Genomic DNA, 17,495 nt, shown 5'->3' on the forward strand with positions numbered 1-17,495 from the left:
AGGCTCACGATAAAGTGGAAAAGCAGGAGATAACAGGGAGGGACAACAAGATGGAACTCAGTGCAAAAGACAAAGTGAAAAAAGTTTTCGGTAAAAATGCGGATGCTTACGTGAAAAGTTCGAACCACGCCATGGGCGACGATTTGCCGCTGCTTGTAGAGTGGCTGCAGCCGGAGAAGTCTTGGACGATACTCGATATTGCCACCGGTGGGGGGCATGTCGCCAGAATGCTTGCCCCATTCGTGAAGACAGCGGTTGCTACGGATTTGACTGAACAAATGCTGAGCAATACCGCCTTATACTTGAGCGGGATTTTTGATAATATCCTTTTCGCGGTCGCGGATGCCGAAGAACTCCCTTTTCTGGCCAATACGTTCGATGCAGTCACATGCAGAATCGCCTCCCATCATTTCCCGAATCCCGGGAAATTCATCAGCGAAGTTGCCCGTGTCCTGAAACCCGGAGGGAAGTTTGTACTGATCGACAGTATTGCCCCCGAAGACCCTGAACTTGCTGCATTCATCAATGAAATCGAGAAATTGCGCGATGATAGCTACGTCCGCTGCCTGTCAAAAGCTGAATGGCGGCACCATCTGCTTGGCAATCGGCTGGTAGAGAAAGATTCGGCAGATCGGCGCCAAACTTACGATTACGAAGGATGGGTGGCGCGCACTGCAGAGAATGAAGAGCAAATCGGACGGGTGACGCATCATCTGCTGTTCACGAATGAACGTACCGCCACCTACTTCGGCATTACAGCTGACGGTGGGAAGATCCAGCATTTTACACAAGACGAGTGGATGGTGATGTGTGAAAAACAAACAGAATAAGAGCGATTTGCGCTGAAGAAATTATCAATATGTAACGAGGAAAACATTCATCAATTTGAGGAGCTTCGGCTCATCATCAGCTAGGGGATCAGCAACACCAGTTTTCTACTATACACTATCAACCCGCCAACGCCACAAAGAAATGAGCCTCTCCAGATATACCAGAGAAGCTCATTTCTTTTTCTAATAGCTTATACAGAATGTAAGAGTGTCCGTCTGCAGTGATTTTATCTTAACGCTAACTCCTTACTCCAACTCCAAATGCCCCTTTAGCACATCCTGTACTTCCTTCAGTTCCCGCTCGTTCATCATATAATACCAAACACCATTGATTGTCTCGCCGATGCCCTGATCGAACGACAGCTGATCGATCGTCTCGACCGCGTTCCGGTAATTCTTCTGGACTTCCATCATCTCATCGAACGACATGTTCGTCTTCACATTGTCGCCGAGTGCATTGAAGATCCCCCGGTAATTCATCAGGCTGCTGACCGACGCGCCTTCTCTCATGACGCCTTGGATGACCTGCTTCTGCCGGTCCTGTCGTCCGAAATCGCCGCGCGGATCTTCCTTCCGCATCCGCACATACCCCAGCGCTTCGCTGCCGCTCAAGTGAACTTCCCCTTCAGGGAATTCATCGAAGGCGACCGAATTGCTCACCGTCACGCCGCCGACCGCGTCGACGATCTCCTTAAACCCTTCCATGTTCACTTCCACCACGTAATCGATCGGGATATCGAGCAGATTCTCCACTGTCTCCATCGACATCTCGATGCCGCCGAACGCATACGCGTGGTTGATTTTATCCTTCATCCCGTAACCGACGATCTCCGTGTACGTATCCCGGGGAATCGACACCATCTTCATCGACCCGTCTTCCGGATTCACCGTCGCGACGATCATCGTGTCCGACCGGCCCGAATCATTCTCCCGCTCATCCACGCCGAGCAGCAGCACAGAGAACGGATCCTTGTCTTTCAGCTCCACTTCCTCCATGCGCATGTCCGATACTTCCCGGTCGATCGGGGAGTGGATATCCTCGATCGTATTCGAAAAACTGCTGTACACCGACCATATATAAGCTCCGGCGCCGATGGCCAGTACAGCCAGAATGCCGACGAACCATGGCCATTTCTTCCTTTTTGACGCCTTGCGTTCACTGCGTTTCATCCGTTTCCTCCATTAATCCGCGATAAAGTACCCGGCCAGTTCATCCGCCCATACTTCGGCGCCCGTCCCATTCGGAATTCCGCTGTCTGTCACAAACTCTTTCAGTGCCTCATCATCCGTCGACGGCCAGGCGCTCCAGTGATCAATATACCCATAGTCTTGCGCCGCCGCGAACTCCTCAAGCGCCGACACTTGCGTCAAATAATAATTCGCGCCGAACAGCGGCTGCGGCGGATGGAGGATCAGCTCCGCATCCGGCGTCACCGTCTTGACCTCTTCCATGAACGCCGAAATCGCCGCATGCTCCTCCTCGATCGTCACCACACCGTTATTCTCCAGCGTGAACGGCTCCAACAGTACGACGTCATACCCGGCAGAAAGATCCACAAACTGGTCTGTAAAAGTCTTTGACGTTCCGCTGAAGGAAACCAGCTTCACTTCGATCAGTCCGGCGTATGCCTCCTCCAGCGCGTCTTTCAGCCGCGCCGCGTAACCCGGCCCGCCTTCCATCATCACATCCGATCCGGTCACGAGAAGCTTCACTTTCTCTCCGGCCGACGCCCGTTGGAGGAACAATTCCCGGGCAGGGACATCCATATTGGCGGTCAACGCTTCCAAGGATTCCCCGTCAAGCGCCGGTTCCGCTTCCGCTGCCGGTTCCACCACTTTCGGCGCCGGCTGTTCCGCTTCCGCTTCGATCATCGGCGTCGGTAATTCGATTTTCTGCTGATACAGTAAATAACTGACAGCGAGCGCTGCCGAGCAGCACACGACTGTCAGTCCTGTTCCCACAACCCGCAATTTCATGCTAAACTCCCTTCAGTAACTTGTTTGATTACTGCTAAAGATAGCATAATTCCGTCTATGTTCCTATACGTTTTTTTAAAAAACCCCCGATAATGACGGTAATGCGTGCTATACTATTGTAAGCTTATGTAAATGAACCGTTAAAGGAGATACGCAACCCCATGGAAGAAACCATCAGCCTGCAAGAATTGATGCAGACATTGAAGAAACGCCTCGGACTTATCCTGCTGACGACGGTACTCGCAATCACCATCGCCGGCGTTGTATCCTTTTTGCTGCTGACGCCGATCTACCAGGCGTCGACGCAGATTCTCGTAAATCAGGAGACGACGGAAGCGGCAACCGTCACGAATCAGGACATCCAAACCGACCTGCAGCTCATCAATACATACAGCGTCATCATCAAGAGTCCGGCGATCCTGAACCAGGTCATCGACGAACTTGAGCTTGACGTCACCGCTACGCAGCTGAGCAGTCAAATCAACGTCGCGACTGCGGAAAATTCCCAAGTCATCAATTTGACAGTGGAAGATGCGAGCCCGTCGCTCGCCGTCGATATCGCTAACACGACAGCCGAAGTATTCGATGAAGAAATCCGGGACATCATGAACGTCAACAACGTGACGATCCTGACGCCAGCCGCATTCACCGCGGACATGGCGCCGGTCAAACCGGACCCGCTCCTCAACATGGTGATCGCCGGTGTCGTCGGTCTCATGAGCGGGGTCGGCATCGCGTTCCTGCTGGAATACCTCGACACCTCGCTGAAGAACGAACAGGACATTGAAGAAGTGCTCGACTTGCCGGTGCTCGGCCTCATTTCGCCGATCCCGGATAAGGAAATGATCACCGTCGACGCACCGACCCGGAGAAGGAGAGGCTAACGCACCATGGTGAAGACAAAAGCAAATTCGAAAGCGAAAAAAGGGCTGCAGCAAGTCGCCCGGAAACTCATCGCTAACTCGAACCCGAAATCGTTCGTATCGGAACAGTACCGCACCGTCCGGACAAACATCTCGTTCTCATTGCCGGATCAGGAGCTCGGCTCGCTGCTCGTGACATCCGCCGCACCGGGGGAAGGGAAGTCGACAACGTCCGCGAACCTGGCCGTCGTGTTCGCCCAGACGGGTAAACGCGTCCTGCTGATCGATGCCGACATGCGGAAACCGACGACGCACTACACGTTCCATGTCGCCAACACCGTCGGCCTGTCGAACTTATTGACGCGCCAGGCGCAAATGGAGGAAGTCATCCGCCCGACGGCCATTGAAAACCTATCACTCATCACATGCGGTCCGATTCCGCCGAACCCGGCCGAATTGCTCGCTTCGAAGACGATGGACATGGCGCTCCGCGATTTCCGCCAGCAGTTCGATCTGGTCATCTTCGATGCGCCGCCCGTCCTGTCGGTGACCGACGCCCAGATCCTCGCTAGCAAAAGCGAAGGGACGGTGCTCGTCGTCAACTCGGGTTCGACCGAAAAAGACAATGCGGTGAAAGCGAAAGAAGCGGTCGAAAGCGCGAATGGCCGGATCCTCGGCACCGTACTCAACAACTTCAAACTTGAAAAAGACCATTATTACTACCAATACTACGGAACCGCAGAGTGAGAAGGGTCCCCCTTTCCGCTCTGCTTTTTTAGGAGGACCTGTCACATGCTTGATATGCACAGCCACATCCTGTACGGCCTGGACGATGGCCCGAACACGAAAACCGAAGCGGTCGCGATCATCCAGCGGGCGGCGGGCGAGCAGATCACGGACATCATCGCGACGTCACACGCGTTCCATCCGAACTTTCACGCGCATGCGGCCGCCGTCCGGGAACAGCTGAAGGAACTTGCGGCGGAACTGGCGCGGGAAGAAATCCCTGTCCGTCTCCATGCCGGTCAGGAAATACGGCTGAACGATGTCCTCACCGAGCGGATCACGGAAGGGGAAGCGCTGACACTCGCCGGTTCGAAGTACGTGCTGCTTGAACTGCCATCGAACTCGGTGCCGGCGTATACCATCCCGGTCGTCCAGCAATTGCTCGCCATGAACCTCATCCCGATCATCGCCCATCCTGAACGCAACAAGGCGATTGCGGAAAAGCCGAACCGTCTGTACCGGCTCATCATGAACGGCGCTCTTGCGCAGGTCACCGCCGGCAGTCTGTCCGGCCATTTCGGGAAAGCGATCCAGAAAACTTCGCTGCAGCTTATCGAAGCGAACCTCATCCATACATACGGCTCGGACGTACATAATTTGAAGACGCGGCCATCGCTGTTCAATGAGGGGCTCGACTTCCTGGAAAAGCGCAAAAAGCACGAAATCGTCGACATCCTGCTGGAAAACAACGAACGGATTTTGCGGAATGAGGACATGATCCAGCTCGAACCCGAAGAAATTCGCCCGGGAAAATGGTGGCAGGTACTTAAGTAACAATTTTTTGAAAGCATTCGACAAAATCCGCCAATGAAATAAGCCGATGTGTCTGCTAGAATTGGATTACAAATTGATGTTTTTTTGAGATAGTAAGAGTACTTATTACTTTGAGTGAAAGAAGGCTGAAGCCATTGTCCTTAAGAAATCGCTTGTCCTTACTGATTGGAGTGGACTCCTTCATTGTGTTCTTTTCCCTCTTCATCGGCTTCTTTCTCCTCCATCCGTGGACGAATCCGCTCGACAGCACCATCCTGCTCGTGAGCGCGGCGGCGATTTTCGTCGCTCACCACGCGTTCGCGACGTATTACGGCCTGTATCGGAAAGTATGGGAATACGCGTCGATCAACGAGCTCACGCTCATCCTGAAAACCGTCACGCTGTCCATCCTGGTCGTCGCAGCGGTCCAGCATTTCGCCGTCGGGGACATCCTCCTCCGCGCGCTCGCCATCACATGGATGCTCCATATGATCCTGATCGGCGGTTCCCGTCTCACCTGGCGGGTGATGCGGGATTCCCTCATACATAAAGTGAAGTACGAAACGAAACGCACGCTCATCATCGGCGCAGGAAAAGCCGGCACGATGGTCGTCCGCCAGCTGCTCCAAAACCCGTCGTCGGGTCTGAAGCCGGTCGCGTTCCTCGATGATGACTCCCGGAAGCACGGCCTTGATCTGTTCGGTGTCCGGGTCGTCGCCGGCACGGACGTCATCGCGGAGACCGTCGAAGACAACGGAATCGAGCACATCATCATCGCCATCCCGTCCATGGGGAAACTTGAAATGTCCGAACTGATCAAGCGGAGCGTCGACACCGGCGTCCGCACACAGACGATTCCGCTCATCGAAGACATCATGACCGGCAAAGTGTCCGTCAGTGACATGCAGGACGTCAAGATCGAAGATTTGCTCGGGCGGGATGAAGTCGAACTCGATATGAATAAAATCGCGGGGCAGCTGTCCGGCAAGACCATCCTCGTCACTGGTGCGGGCGGCTCCATCGGTTCTGAAATCACGCGCCAAGTTGCACGCTTCGGTCCGAAAAAACTGATCCTTCTCGGTCATGGCGAGAATTCCATCTACACGATCGACATGGAACTCAGGAAGAAAATCGGCAAGGATACCGAACTGATGCCGATTATCGCCGATATCCAGGACAAGGAGCGCATCGAAGCCATCATGCGGCAGCACCGGCCGGACGTCGTCTACCATGCGGCGGCCCACAAGCACGTGCCGCTCATGGAGTACAACCCGATCGAAGCGGTGAAAAACAACATTTACGGCACACGCAACGTCGCGAATGCCGCACATCTCGCCGGCGTCTCGAACTTCGTCATGGTATCGACCGACAAAGCCGTCAACCCGCCGAACGTCATGGGGGCTTCCAAGCGGATTGCGGAAATGATCGTCCAGAACTTGGCGAAGGAAAGCGACACGAAGTTCGCCGCCGTCCGGTTCGGCAACGTTCTCGGCTCAAGAGGCAGCGTCGTGCCGCTGTTCACGAAACAGATTGCGGCAGGCGGCCCGGTGACGGTGACGGATCCCGAAATGACCCGCTACTTCATGACCATCCCGGAAGCGTCGCGCCTCGTCATCCAGGCAGGCACACTTGCAGCAGGCGGGGAAGTGTTCGTCCTCGATATGGGGGAACCCGTCAAAATCGTAGATTTGGCCAAAAACCTGATCCGTTTGAGCGGCTTCTCAGAAGACGAGATTCCAATCAAATTCACTGGCATCCGGACAGGCGAGAAGATGTACGAGGAATTGCTGAACGAAAACGAGATCCAGAAAGAGAAAGTGTTCCCGAAGATCTATATCGGGAAAGCGAATCCGATCAGTCAGCATGAACTATTTTACGTGCTGGAGAAGATACCGCAGCTGAATGATGTTGAATTAAAAGAACTGTTGGTTGGATTGGCGAATCGGAAGAATGTGGATACAGAAGTGGTAGCTGTTTCTTCCATCTTGGATTCTATTCAGCAGAAACGAGATTTGGTCAAAACGGCGAAGTAAATGGTACACACAGTCCTGAAATGGTTGTGTGTTTTCTCAATCCTTGTTTAAAAAGTGCTATAAAAGAATCTTATATGGAATTCTCACTTGTATTTTTATAAGAAATAAAAAAAGAGAGAGAAGGTTGAATGCATTGTCTTACTTAGTAGTAGTCGCACATCCGGATGACGAAGTGCTAGGTGCAGGGGGAACAATTAAGTCGTTAACTGATAAAGGCGAAATCGTTAATGTTTGCATTCTGTGTTCAGAAGTTGAAGTGCGGAATTACCGGCCGAATATAGAAGAGCTTAATGAGGACATTAAGGAAGCGAATAAAATTTTAGGAATTAATCAAGTTTTCTTAGGTGATTTTCCCAATATCGCCTTAAATACTGTAAAGCAATTAGAGATTGTTCAATTTATCGAAAAAGTAATGATTGAAACTAAAACATCAGTTCTGATTACACACCACCCAGCAGACTTAAACAACGATCATTATCACGTTTCGATTGCTTGCCAAGCAGCCTCTCGGTTGTTCCAGAGAAGAAGTGACGTTGTTCAATTAAAAGAGCTGCTTTTCATGGAAATTCCTTCTTCAACAGAATGGGCTTTAAACACTTCACTTAGCACGTTCAGTCCTAACGTATTTTTTGAGATAAATCAACAAGGTATTGATAGTAAAATAAAAGCTCTATCACAGTACAGAGGAGTGATGAGAGATTATCCTCATCCGCGCAGCGAAGAAAGCTTAAGAAGTTTAGCCACATACAGGGGCAGCCAATCTGGCCTTATGTTCGCGGAATCCTATGAAAGCGTGTTTCGACGAGAATACTGAGAATGGAGAGATGGCTTTGAAAGCTGCTTTTGCTACTTGTGTTGAATTAGGATTCAGTTGTATCGAAGAGATTTATAAAATAAACGGATCACTAGATCTTTTAATTACACTGGTGGATGAAAAAGCTTCAAATAAATCCGGACGAGTTTATCTAGATGATTTCGCTGTTCAAAAAAATATACCATTACTCAAAATCAATAACATCAACGACCCAGAAGTGATTACAGAACTGAAGGCAAGGGAAATTGATTGGTTGTTCATCATAGGCTGGTCGCAAATTGCAAAAAAAGAATTGATTGATACTCCAAAAGAAGGCTGTATTGGGATGCATCCGACTTTACTGCCTCAAGGCAGAGGCAGGGCAGCTGTCCCCTGGGCAATCCTTAAGGGACTTGATAAAACAGGAGTCACTGCCTTCAAAATTGATGAGGGTGTTGATACAGGACCAATTATCGATCAAGTGGAAATTCCGATTTTACAAGATGAAACAGCAACTACCCTCTATACAAAAGTTAATGATGCTCACATCGAACTCATGGATAAAGTGTGGAATTCACTGAAAAATGAAGACTTATTGCTAAAGGCACAGGACGAATCGAAGGCAACATACTGGGAAGGACGGAAGCCGCAGGATGGCGAACTTACTTCCGAAATGACGATTAGCGAAGCAGAAGCACTGGTGCGGGCAGTAACTCATCCGTATCCCGGGAGCTTCCTTGAAAAAAATAATCAGATTTATAGAATCTGGAGAGCTAAGTTTATTAAAGAAATTAAAAATGAGAGCTTCATTTTCCCGCTACGAGATGGTTATCTAGTACCGGAAATTTATGATATTGAGGAACCGATAAATGCGTAAATTTCAGCTTATCGTAAAAAGAGTTATTGATTCTGTTGCAGCACTCAGTGTTCTAGCACTACTCTCTCCCGTACTGACAGTGATTATGTTTTGGATAAAAGTAACTTCTGAAGGACCTGTACTGTTTAAACAAAAACGACCAGGCTTGCATGGAGCTATCTTTGAAGTATATAAATTTCGTACGATGAGGATTGGTTCCGAGAAAATGACAAAGGGCCAAGAAGTAATGCTTGAAGATGATCGAATTACTTTCATTGGACGTTATTTGAGAAGATTCAAGATTGATGAATTACCTCAGCTCATTAATGTCTTAAAAGGACAAATGAGCTTAGTTGGTCCCAGACCGCAACGTATAGAGTATTTAAATGACTATACTGAAGAAGAGAAAAAGCGGTTTGATATGCTTCCGGGTTTAACCGGTCTCGCGCAAGTTAGCGGAAACATTTTTTTAACTGTGGAACAGAGAAACAAGAAAGACATCGAATACGTGGAGAACTTCAGTTTACTGCTGGATACTAAAATAATTTTGAAAACCTTTGGTGTTATTCTGTTCGGCGAACAAAAGTATATAAAGCAAACCCAAGGATGAAAAATATGAATATACTGATCACTGGTAAAAATAGTTATGCGGGAAAAGAATTCATTCGCAGAATGAAGGAAAAAAATAGTTCGTGGGGCATTGATGCAATTTCTGTACGGAACGAGGAATGGAAGAAACATGACTTCTCTAAATATGATGCAGTGTACCATGTAGCGGCTATCGTTCATTTGAAAGAAAAACCTTCTATGGAATCTGAGTATTATCGAGTGAATACTGATTTAGCTTTTCAAGTTGCTAAGAAAGCAAAAAACGAGGGAGTCAAATCATTTATTTTTTTAAGCTCTATTGCAGTGTATGGATTACTGGGTGATTTAAAAGAAGAAGTAGTCATTTCGAAAGAAACTCCAGAAAATCCAAAAACTTTCAACGGGAAAAGTAAACTGGCTGCCGAAAAGTTATTAGAACCTTTAAGAAGCGAAAAGTTTCAAGTGGCCATACTAAGAATCCCATTAATATACGGTTATAAGTGTCCCGGGAATTATGGTTCCCTGAGTAAGCTTGCGGCTTTAACACCAGTGTTCCCAAAAATCGATAATAAGAGAACGATGATTTTCATTGATCATCTCTCTGATATTGTTGAACACCTAATTAGCAATCAGTGTAGTGGACTTTACCTGATTAGTAATCAAGATACAATCAGCACTTTTGAATTGGTAAGAGAAGTGAGTAAGAACAAAAACAAAATGCTGTTTGCATCGCAGGCCCTCGCGTGGGTCATTAAGTCGACCGGAAATTTTTCCGGCACTACCCGAAAACTTTTCGGTACTGTATATTACAAGTTGGAAGATACACAGATTGAAGGATTCACTTTTAGCAATATTAGCTTTGAAGAGAGTATTTCTCGATCAGAAGGAAAAAAGTAGGTGAAAATCATTAAAACTGATGTTGGAATTCTATGTCAATATTTCTATCCGGAGCATGTTTCTTCAGCAACTTTACCTACAGAATTAGCCATAGGGCTTAAGGAGCGAGGCCTCTCTGTCGAAGTGATTTGTGGATACCCCAATGAATATCAAAGTGAAAGCAAACAAAAAGTGCGAAAGAAAGAGAATATTGATGGAGTTATTGTAAATAGAGTAAAATATACAACGTTTAATAATAAATCCAAAGTAGGTCGAATGCTTAACTTTTTTTCGTTTTTCTTTTCAGTAACTACTAAGTTTTTTTATCTAAAAAAATTTAGTAGTTTAATCGTTTATTCCAACCCACCGATTCTCCCTTTAATTCCCTATGCTTTCAACAAGCTTTTCGGTACCCGATTTATATTTGTCGCTTTTGATATCTGGCCAGACAACGGATTGAAATTGAATGGAATTAAAGAAAATGGAATCATTCATAAGTTAATGGATTTTATTAATAAACGTGTATACGGCAATGCTTCAGATGTCATCTTATTAGGAAACGAGATGAAAGAATACGTAATTGAGAATGAGATAGCTCCGAATAAAAATAATTTACGAGTAATTCCTAACTGGTTCTCAAATGAATCGGCAGTTCAAAATAAGAAAGTGATGAACGAAGAATTTAAGGAAATAAAAAAAGAATACAGTTTTATAGTTCTTTACTCCGGCAATATGGGATCTTTTCAAGATATGGAGACCATATTAAAAGGAATATTGAACTTTAAAAATCACCAAGATGTTTTCTTTATCTTCTCGGGCCATGGAAATAAAATGAATGATGTCAAAGAATTTTTGACAAAAAATGCGATCTCGAATTCAAAAGTTTTCGGGTTTTTGACGGGACAAGACTACATTGACGCATTAACAGTTAGTGATTTATGTCTTGTAAGCCTTGAAAAAGGGATTGAAGGTTTGGGCGTACCAAGTAAAACTTATGGCTATTTGGCTGCTGGAAAACCTGTTCTTTCCATTATGAGTTCCCGCACTGATATTGCTAGGGATTTAGAACAGTTTGATTGTGGAGTAAATGTGATCCAAGGGGATATTACTGGTTTTGAAAAAGCCATCAATAAGTACTACACTGATCCATTGCTGCAGAAAACGGCTTCTGTAAATGCCCGGAAGCTTTACGAAGCAAAGTACACTAAAGATATTAGTGTTGGTAAATATCATGAAATGATAACTGGCAAAAATCCTAACTCAGAAAAGATGTGGAGAACCGACTATGTTCAAAGATAAAACTTTGCTTATAACAGGTGGAACAGGATCCTTCGGCAATGCCGTTATGGAAAGGTTTTTAGATACCGACATAAAAGAAATACGAATTTTTTCCAGAGACGAAAAAAAGCAAGATGATATGCGGAAAGTATATAAAAGTGAAAAACTCAAATTTTATATAGGCGATGTAAGAGACCTAGCCAGCGTAAAGAATGCCATGTACGGAGTGGATTATATATTCCACGCAGCAGCATTAAAGCAAGTTCCTTCTGCTGAATTCTTTCCCATGGAAGCAGTAAGAACGAATATAATTGGTACGGATAATGTACTGACAGGTGCTGTAGAAAGCGGCGTTGAAAAAGTTATCTGCCTCTCCACGGACAAAGCAGCGTATCCAATTAACGCAATGGGAATTTCAAAAGCAATGATGGAAAAAGTATTTGTCGCTAAGTCACAAACAGTAGATCCTAGCAGAACGCTTATTTGCGGAACACGCTATGGAAATGTGATGGCATCCAGGGGTTCCGTAATTCCGTTATTTATTGAACAGATTAAAAGTGGCCAGCCCTTGACGGTTACAGATCCGAATATGACAAGGTTTTTAATGAGTCTGGAAGAGGCTGTGGAACTCGTCGTATTTGCTTTTCAGCATGCTGAAGCAGGGGATATTATGGTTCAGAAATCACCAGCTTCAACTATCGGTGATTTAGCACAAGCAGTCAAGGAACTATTTAATGCGGACAATGAAATTAAAACGATTGGAACCCGGCACGGCGAAAAGGTTTATGAAACACTCTTGACGCGAGAAGAACATGCAGTAGCGCAAGATTTAGTGGGTTTCTATAGAGTGCCTGCTGACAAACGTGATTTGAATTACGACAAATACTTTTCTGAGGGAGATCGAAAACTCTCTACTGAAGACGAGTACAATTCACATAATACTGAACGGCTTAATATTGAACAGATAAAAGAAAGACTCTTATCACTTGATTATGTCAAAAAAGAATTGGAAAGCTGGGTTTATGTATGAATATATTAGTAACGGGTGCGAAAGGGTTTATTGCAAAAAATCTTATAGCTGAATTAAAGAATCGTGATTATACGTCCATTTTCGAGTGCAATCGGGAAACAGAGTCATCTAAATTGGAGGAATACTGTAGAGATGCTGATTTTGTGTTTCATCTAGCCGGTGTAAATCGCCCACAGGATGATTCGGAATTTATGGAAGGTAACTATGGATTTACATCCAAGCTTCTTCAAACACTGAAGAAGTATAGTAACACTTGTCCAGTCCTGATCTCTTCATCAGTCCAAGCAGAACTTGATAATCCTTATGGTCACAGCAAAAAAGCTGGAGAAGAGCTGCTTTTTGAATATGGCAGAGAAACAGGAGCAAAAGTTCTAGTCTATCGGCTGCCGAATGTCTTTGGAAAATGGAGCAAGCCGAATTACAATAGCGCGATTGCAACATTCTGTTATAACGTTTCTCGAGGATTGCCGATTACTGTGAATGACTCGACAGCTCAGATGAAGTTGGTCTATATAGATGATGTAGTAAAAGAACTGATTAATGCGTTAAAAGGCAAAGAACATTTTGTGAGGGGATATTGTGGAATTCCTGTTAAGCACTATATCTCGTTAGGGGAAATCGTGGATTTGATTTATTCATTTAAAAACAGCCGTGAAGAACGGTCCATCCCTGATATGTCCGATGCCTTTACCAAAAAGCTTTACAGCACTTATTTGAGTTACTTACCTGAAGATAGCTTCAGGTATGACCTTAAAATGAATGTAGATCCAAGAGGATCTTTCACTGAATTCATAAAGACGCCAGACAGAGGGCAAGTTTCAATTAATGTATCTAAGCCAGGTGTTACTAAGGGGAATCATTGGCACCATACGAAGAATGAGAAGTTCTTGGTTGTCAGTGGAAAAGGCGTTATTCGTTTCAGAAAGATCGACTCAGATGAAGTCATCGAGTATTTCGTGAGCGGAGATAAATTGGAAGTGGTGGATATACCAATAGGTTACACACACAATATCGAGAATCTTGGCGATACCGATATGGTCACCATCATGTGGGCGAATGAGCTTTTCAATCCGGAAAAGTCTGATACATATTACTTGGAGGTATAGTCTGTGAAAAAGCTTAAGGTTATGACAGTTGTTGGGACGCGACCGGAGATTATCAGGCTGTCGGCAGTAATTAATAAATTAGAAGAATCAAATGCCATAGAACATACGCTTGTTCATACCGGACAAAATTATGATTATGAGTTAAATGAAGTGTTTTTTAAGGATTTCAATTTAAAGAAACCAAATTACTTCCTGAACGCAGCAACTGGAACAGCAGTAGAGACAGTGGGAAATATCCTTATTAAAATTGATCCTATTTTGGAAGAAGTAAAACCGGATGCCTTTTTAGTACTGGGGGACACGAATAGCTGTTTATGTGCCATTGCTGCTAAAAGAAGACAAATTCCGATATTCCACATGGAAGCAGGGAATAGATGCTTCGATCAAAGAGTTCCGGAAGAAACTAATCGGAAAATTGTTGATCATACAGCAGATATTAATTTAACTTACAGTGATATTGCGAGAGAGTACTTATTGAGAGAAGGATTGCCAGCAGATCGGATTATTAAGACTGGAAGCCCGATGTTTGAAGTGCTTAATTCAAGAAAAGAAGATATTGAGAAATCAGGCGTGTTGGAAAAGTTAAATCTTGAAGAAAAAAAGTACTTTGTAGTTTCAGCACACAGAGATGAGAATATTAACTCTGAAAGAAATTTCTTAAACTTAGTTGATAGTTTAAATGCAATTGCTGAAAAATATGGCATGCCAATTATCATGAGTACTCATCCAAGAACGAGAAAAATGATAGAAACTAAAGGGATAGAGTTCAATCCATTAGTACAAACAATGAATCCTTTAGGATTTAATGATTATGTAAAACTTCAAATCAAAGCTAAGGCGGTACTCAGTGATAGCGGCACGATAAGTGAAGAATCCTCAATTCTGGGTTTTAAAGCGCTTAATATTCGTGAAGCTCATGAAAGGCCAGAAGCGATGGAAGAAGCCGCGGTTATGATGGTTGGTTTGAGGAAGGATAGGATTTTGCAAGGGCTTGAAGTTTTAGAAAGACAAGGTACTTTAAATATTGTGTCGGATTACAAAAAGAATAACGTATCTAATAAAGTGCTCAATATAATTCTATCTTATACAGATTATATCAATCGAGTAGTTTGGAGGTTGCCTTAAATATGGACGAAAGGGTAAAAGCGTTCTCCGTGCTTTTATTGTCTCCATTACCACCACCTTCTGGAGGTATTGCGACTTGGACTAGAAAGTATATTGGCTGGAGCCTCCAAAATAATATAGATGTTGAAATTGTTAATACAGCTATTATAGGAAACAGAGCCTCTCAATTAAATAAAAGCAGGAGTGTTTTTGAAGAAATTAAAAGAACCACAATTATTCTTAGAGCCTTAAAGAGCTATCTAGGAAATGGAAAGGAATTCGTTGGGCACATAAATACCCCTTGTGGAAAGTATGGTATCATCAGAGATTATCTCTGTGCAAAGTTAATGAAGAATTTTAAGGTTCCATTCATTGTCCACTATAGGTGCAATATTGAAGATCAATTAATAGGTATGACTTTTCAAAAAATAATTTTTCGGAAACTAGCTAGACTTGCTACAGAAAATGTAGTGTTAAATACTCCTTCAAAGGAATATATAAGAAGAGCAACTGGACGTGATAGTAAAATAATTCCCAATTTCATTGACAAGGCAGCCATTAGAAATGCCGAAAAAAATGTAAATACAGATTTAAAAAGGATAATTTTCGCTGGACATGTACAAGAAACAAAAGGAGTTAAAGAAATACTTTTGACAGCAAGAGAATTTCCGGATATTAGTTTTATTTTAGCTGGTCCAATAGCTTCAAGTATAAAAGAATTAAAGGTTACTGAAAATGTACGTTTTGCGGGTGAACTATTAGAGTCAGAACTAAAATCTCTTTTAGAGGAGGCTGATGCCTTTCTCTTCCCTACTTATACAGAGGGTTTCTCAAATGCATTACTAGAAGCTATGGCAATGGGCTTGCCTGTAATAACTACTGGAGTTGGAGCTAATAAAGATATGATTGAAGAAAAAGGAGGAATAATTGTCAGGGAGGGAAACATTTCTGATATAGTAGAGGCCATCAATAAATTGAAAAACCGAGAGCTTCGTCAAAAGATTTCAATTTGGAACTTAAATAAAGTAAAAGAACATTACCAAATTGATGACATAATGGGTAAGCTCTTGTCAATATATTTGTCTGCTTTGAAGTGATTACAAAAATGGTATGTCAACACTAAATAAAAAATTTTTTAGGACAAATATTGATTAGTTGACTGGACCAAAATAATCCAAGTTACTGTGTGAGCAAATATTATTGTAAAAATTCAAGTAACCCTAAAATCTCGTGTTAGGTGACTAAAGGTGTTAAAACGCATCTCATTGATGAGTTCGGTTTTCAGAATCTTGAATGTGATTTCAGTCGCTGTGTTGCCGTAAGGATTGCCCTCATGGTTTAGTAACCGTTCAACACTGTAGGTCTCTAAAAAGGCAATCAATGACAGCGTTTTTAAACTTGAATTCCCATTTTGTATTGAAAATGCTTACGGGTCCGGTTCCCTTTTGACTGAGGTGAGAGAACATCGAACTAAGGCTTTGTCTTTATGGTCTTCCACGCTGTCTTCCACGATTTTTCGGCAGTACAAATGGATCAGTAAAATCTAATAGTAAAAGATGCAGAAGGTAATTTGTAGGGCACTGCACGTTGCTGATACCGAATAAAGGTGACGGTTTTATTGAGTTGCTTCTAGTTTTATCTTGTGATTAGCGCTGCTTAATTAAAGTTATTTCCTTTCATTTCTAACTACTTGCATCATTTTGTGTAAGCGATCAACTCGTTTTCTAATGGTCTTAGGTTATCTTTCTCCACGAAGGAGCCGAGATTGGTTGGACTGGACAATTTAGTAATCAAGAACAGAAGCTGTTACGTTATATTCGCGGACAACCATGCCGTTTTCTTCCGCCCGCATGCAATGCGATCTCAAATTTATTAAATTTGGTTGAAAAGATTCATCTCTTTTTAAACATGATAGATTCTTCTCGCATATTGGGTGCTATTTTGCTCTCTTATTTTTTCTGTCTAACTAAATGCATCTTGTAAAAAAATTAAGGAAATTTTAAAGTAAAGTAGGGAATGATTAATAACACTATGCGAAACATATTAAGGACTTTTTCTATTCTAGTAATTGTATTTTATAAAGCTTTTTATAAATATATTATGATGCCTATGAAGAAATCAATGTTTGCTGAATGTGGAAAAAATGTGTATATCGGAAGAAGAAGCACTTTCATTTACAATAATATCCATTTAGGCAATAATATTTCTATAGGTTCTGATGCAAATTTTATTTGTGGATTGGCAAAAATAATAATTAAAGATAAAGTTATGTTCGGGCCTCATGTCTTTATAATTACCGGCAGTCATAGAATGGATGTCATTGGAGAATATATGATAGATATAAAGGATAAATTACCAGAAAATGACTTAGACGTAGTAATCGAAGAGGACGTTTGGGTTGGAGCTAATGTGATTATTTTAAAAGGAGTTACGATTGGTAGAGGAAGCGTCATTGCGGCTGGTAGTATAGTTACCAAAAATGTTGAACCTTACTCTATATACGCTGGGGTGCCTGCCAGAAAAATTAAAGAACGATTTAGCGAAGAAGAAATTAGTGAACATGAGAAATTAATGGCGATAAATTAAATACCTCAATGAATCATTTATTAGATATATTAAGGA

The 17,495-nt window shown here is 43.7% G+C and carries 17 protein-coding genes; 15 read left to right on the forward strand and 2 right to left on the reverse strand.

All coding sequences use genetic code 11. The features are described 5' to 3' along the window. Positions 1-50: 50 nt before the first annotated feature. Entirely contained in the window at positions 51-830 is a 780-nt protein-coding gene (locus CCE92_RS08245) for a class I SAM-dependent methyltransferase (RefSeq protein ID WP_088007047.1), read from the forward strand. A 246-nt stretch (positions 831-1,076) separates the two neighbouring features. On the opposite strand, the gene CCE92_RS08250 is transcribed toward CCE92_RS08245, so the two are convergent. Together CCE92_RS08250 and CCE92_RS08255 are read right to left on the reverse strand one after the other, a co-directional pair. Further along, positions 1,077-2,000 (reverse strand): LCP family glycopolymer transferase, encoded by a 924-nt coding sequence (locus CCE92_RS08250; protein ID WP_088007048.1) that lies wholly within the window; start codon positions 1,998-2,000, stop codon positions 1,077-1,079. 12 nt (positions 2,001-2,012) lie between these two features. After that, positions 2,013-2,807 carry an SGNH/GDSL hydrolase family protein gene (locus CCE92_RS08255; protein WP_088007049.1) on the reverse strand — a complete coding sequence of 265 codons (795 nt, stop codon included), beginning with the start codon at positions 2,805-2,807 and terminating at the stop codon, positions 2,013-2,015. A 161-nt stretch (positions 2,808-2,968) separates the two neighbouring features. Here CCE92_RS08255 and CCE92_RS08260 point away from each other — a divergent pair, with 161 nt between their 5' ends. The 14 genes from CCE92_RS08260 (at position 2,969) to CCE92_RS08325 (ending at position 17,459) form a co-directional block, all read left to right on the forward strand. Next, on the forward strand, positions 2,969-3,691 hold the full coding sequence (locus tag CCE92_RS08260; protein WP_088007050.1) for a YveK family protein: 723 nt from the start codon (positions 2,969-2,971) through the stop codon (positions 3,689-3,691). 6 nt (positions 3,692-3,697) lie between these two features. Then, positions 3,698-4,417 carry a CpsD/CapB family tyrosine-protein kinase gene (locus tag CCE92_RS08265; protein ID WP_088007051.1) on the forward strand — a complete coding sequence of 240 codons (720 nt, stop codon included), beginning with the start codon at positions 3,698-3,700 and terminating at the stop codon, positions 4,415-4,417. Positions 4,418-4,462: 45 nt separating this feature from the next. Further along, positions 4,463-5,230, forward strand: a complete 768-nt coding sequence (locus tag CCE92_RS08270) for a tyrosine-protein phosphatase (RefSeq protein ID WP_088007052.1) — start codon at positions 4,463-4,465, stop codon at positions 5,228-5,230. Positions 5,231-5,364: 134 nt separating this feature from the next. Then, positions 5,365-7,242, forward strand: a complete 1,878-nt coding sequence (locus tag CCE92_RS08275; protein ID WP_088007053.1) for a polysaccharide biosynthesis protein — start codon at positions 5,365-5,367, stop codon at positions 7,240-7,242. A gap of 133 nt (positions 7,243-7,375) precedes the next feature. Then, positions 7,376-8,056 (forward strand): PIG-L deacetylase family protein, encoded by a 681-nt coding sequence (locus CCE92_RS08280; RefSeq protein WP_088007054.1) that lies wholly within the window; start codon positions 7,376-7,378, stop codon positions 8,054-8,056. Positions 8,057-8,066: 10 nt separating this feature from the next. Continuing rightward, entirely contained in the window at positions 8,067-8,912 is an 846-nt protein-coding gene (locus tag CCE92_RS08285; protein WP_088007148.1) for a formyltransferase family protein, read from the forward strand. After that, positions 8,905-9,501: a sugar transferase gene (locus CCE92_RS08290; protein ID WP_088007055.1), complete on the forward strand. Its 597-nt coding sequence runs from the start codon at positions 8,905-8,907 to the stop codon at positions 9,499-9,501. The genes CCE92_RS08285 and CCE92_RS08290 overlap by 8 nt, the downstream gene beginning before the upstream one ends. 5 nt (positions 9,502-9,506) lie before the next feature. Continuing rightward, positions 9,507-10,376, forward strand: a complete 870-nt coding sequence (locus tag CCE92_RS08295) for an NAD-dependent epimerase/dehydratase family protein (RefSeq protein WP_088007056.1) — start codon at positions 9,507-9,509, stop codon at positions 10,374-10,376. Continuing rightward, complete coding sequence (locus CCE92_RS08300; protein WP_175578083.1) at positions 10,377-11,654, forward strand: glycosyltransferase family 4 protein; 1,278 nt, start codon at positions 10,377-10,379, stop codon at positions 11,652-11,654. After that, a complete protein-coding gene (locus CCE92_RS08305) occupies positions 11,641-12,663 on the forward strand; it encodes a polysaccharide biosynthesis protein (protein ID WP_088007057.1) in 1,023 nt (340 codons plus the stop codon). Before CCE92_RS08300 ends, CCE92_RS08305 begins: the two co-directional genes overlap by 14 nt. Further along, positions 12,660-13,769, forward strand: coding sequence for a capsular polysaccharide biosynthesis protein CapF (locus tag CCE92_RS08310; protein WP_088007058.1), 1,110 nt, complete (start codon positions 12,660-12,662; stop codon positions 13,767-13,769). Before CCE92_RS08305 ends, CCE92_RS08310 begins: the two co-directional genes overlap by 4 nt. Before the next feature lie 3 nt (positions 13,770-13,772). Next, entirely contained in the window at positions 13,773-14,894 is a 1,122-nt protein-coding gene (wecB, locus tag CCE92_RS08315; RefSeq protein WP_088007059.1) for a non-hydrolyzing UDP-N-acetylglucosamine 2-epimerase, read from the forward strand. Between the two features lie 2 nt (positions 14,895-14,896). Next, positions 14,897-15,970, forward strand: coding sequence for a glycosyltransferase family 4 protein (locus CCE92_RS08320; RefSeq protein ID WP_088007060.1), 1,074 nt, complete (start codon positions 14,897-14,899; stop codon positions 15,968-15,970). Positions 15,971-16,889: 919 nt separating this feature from the next. Further along, the gene (locus tag CCE92_RS08325) at positions 16,890-17,459 is read left to right on the forward strand and encodes an acyltransferase (RefSeq protein WP_241535928.1); all 570 of its coding nucleotides are present in this window, start codon (positions 16,890-16,892) and stop codon (positions 17,457-17,459) included. Positions 17,460-17,495: the final 36 nt, after the last annotated feature.

The organism is Indiicoccus explosivorum (assembly GCF_002167005.1).
GTDB lineage: Bacteria > Bacillota > Bacilli > Bacillales_A > Planococcaceae > Indiicoccus > Indiicoccus explosivorum.

Bases quoted from the DNA above. Each gene is read 5' to 3' on its own strand.
- CCE92_RS08310 (WP_088007058.1), top strand. From the start codon at position 12,660: ATGAATATATTAGTAACGGGTGCGAAAGGGTTTATTGCAAAAAATCTT.
- CCE92_RS08260 (WP_088007050.1), top strand. From the start codon at position 2,969: ATGGAAGAAACCATCAGCCTGCAAGAATTGATGCAGACATTGAAGAAA.
- CCE92_RS08290 (WP_088007055.1), top strand. From the start codon at position 8,905: ATGCGTAAATTTCAGCTTATCGTAAAAAGAGTTATTGATTCTGTTGCA.
- CCE92_RS08285 (WP_088007148.1), top strand. From the start codon at position 8,067: ATGGCTTTGAAAGCTGCTTTTGCTACTTGTGTTGAATTAGGATTCAGT.
- CCE92_RS08305 (WP_088007057.1), top strand. From the start codon at position 11,641: ATGTTCAAAGATAAAACTTTGCTTATAACAGGTGGAACAGGATCCTTC.
- CCE92_RS08245 (WP_088007047.1), top strand. From the start codon at position 51: ATGGAACTCAGTGCAAAAGACAAAGTGAAAAAAGTTTTCGGTAAAAAT.
- CCE92_RS08265 (WP_088007051.1), top strand. From the start codon at position 3,698: ATGGTGAAGACAAAAGCAAATTCGAAAGCGAAAAAAGGGCTGCAGCAA.
- CCE92_RS08325 (WP_241535928.1), top strand. From the start codon at position 16,890: ATGATTAATAACACTATGCGAAACATATTAAGGACTTTTTCTATTCTA.
- CCE92_RS08320 (WP_088007060.1), top strand. From the start codon at position 14,897: ATGGACGAAAGGGTAAAAGCGTTCTCCGTGCTTTTATTGTCTCCATTA.
- CCE92_RS08270 (WP_088007052.1), top strand. From the start codon at position 4,463: ATGCTTGATATGCACAGCCACATCCTGTACGGCCTGGACGATGGCCCG.
- CCE92_RS08295 (WP_088007056.1), top strand. From the start codon at position 9,507: ATGAATATACTGATCACTGGTAAAAATAGTTATGCGGGAAAAGAATTC.
- CCE92_RS08255 (WP_088007049.1), bottom strand. From the start codon at position 2,807: ATGAAATTGCGGGTTGTGGGAACAGGACTGACAGTCGTGTGCTGCTCG.
- CCE92_RS08250 (WP_088007048.1), bottom strand. From the start codon at position 2,000: ATGAAACGCAGTGAACGCAAGGCGTCAAAAAGGAAGAAATGGCCATGG.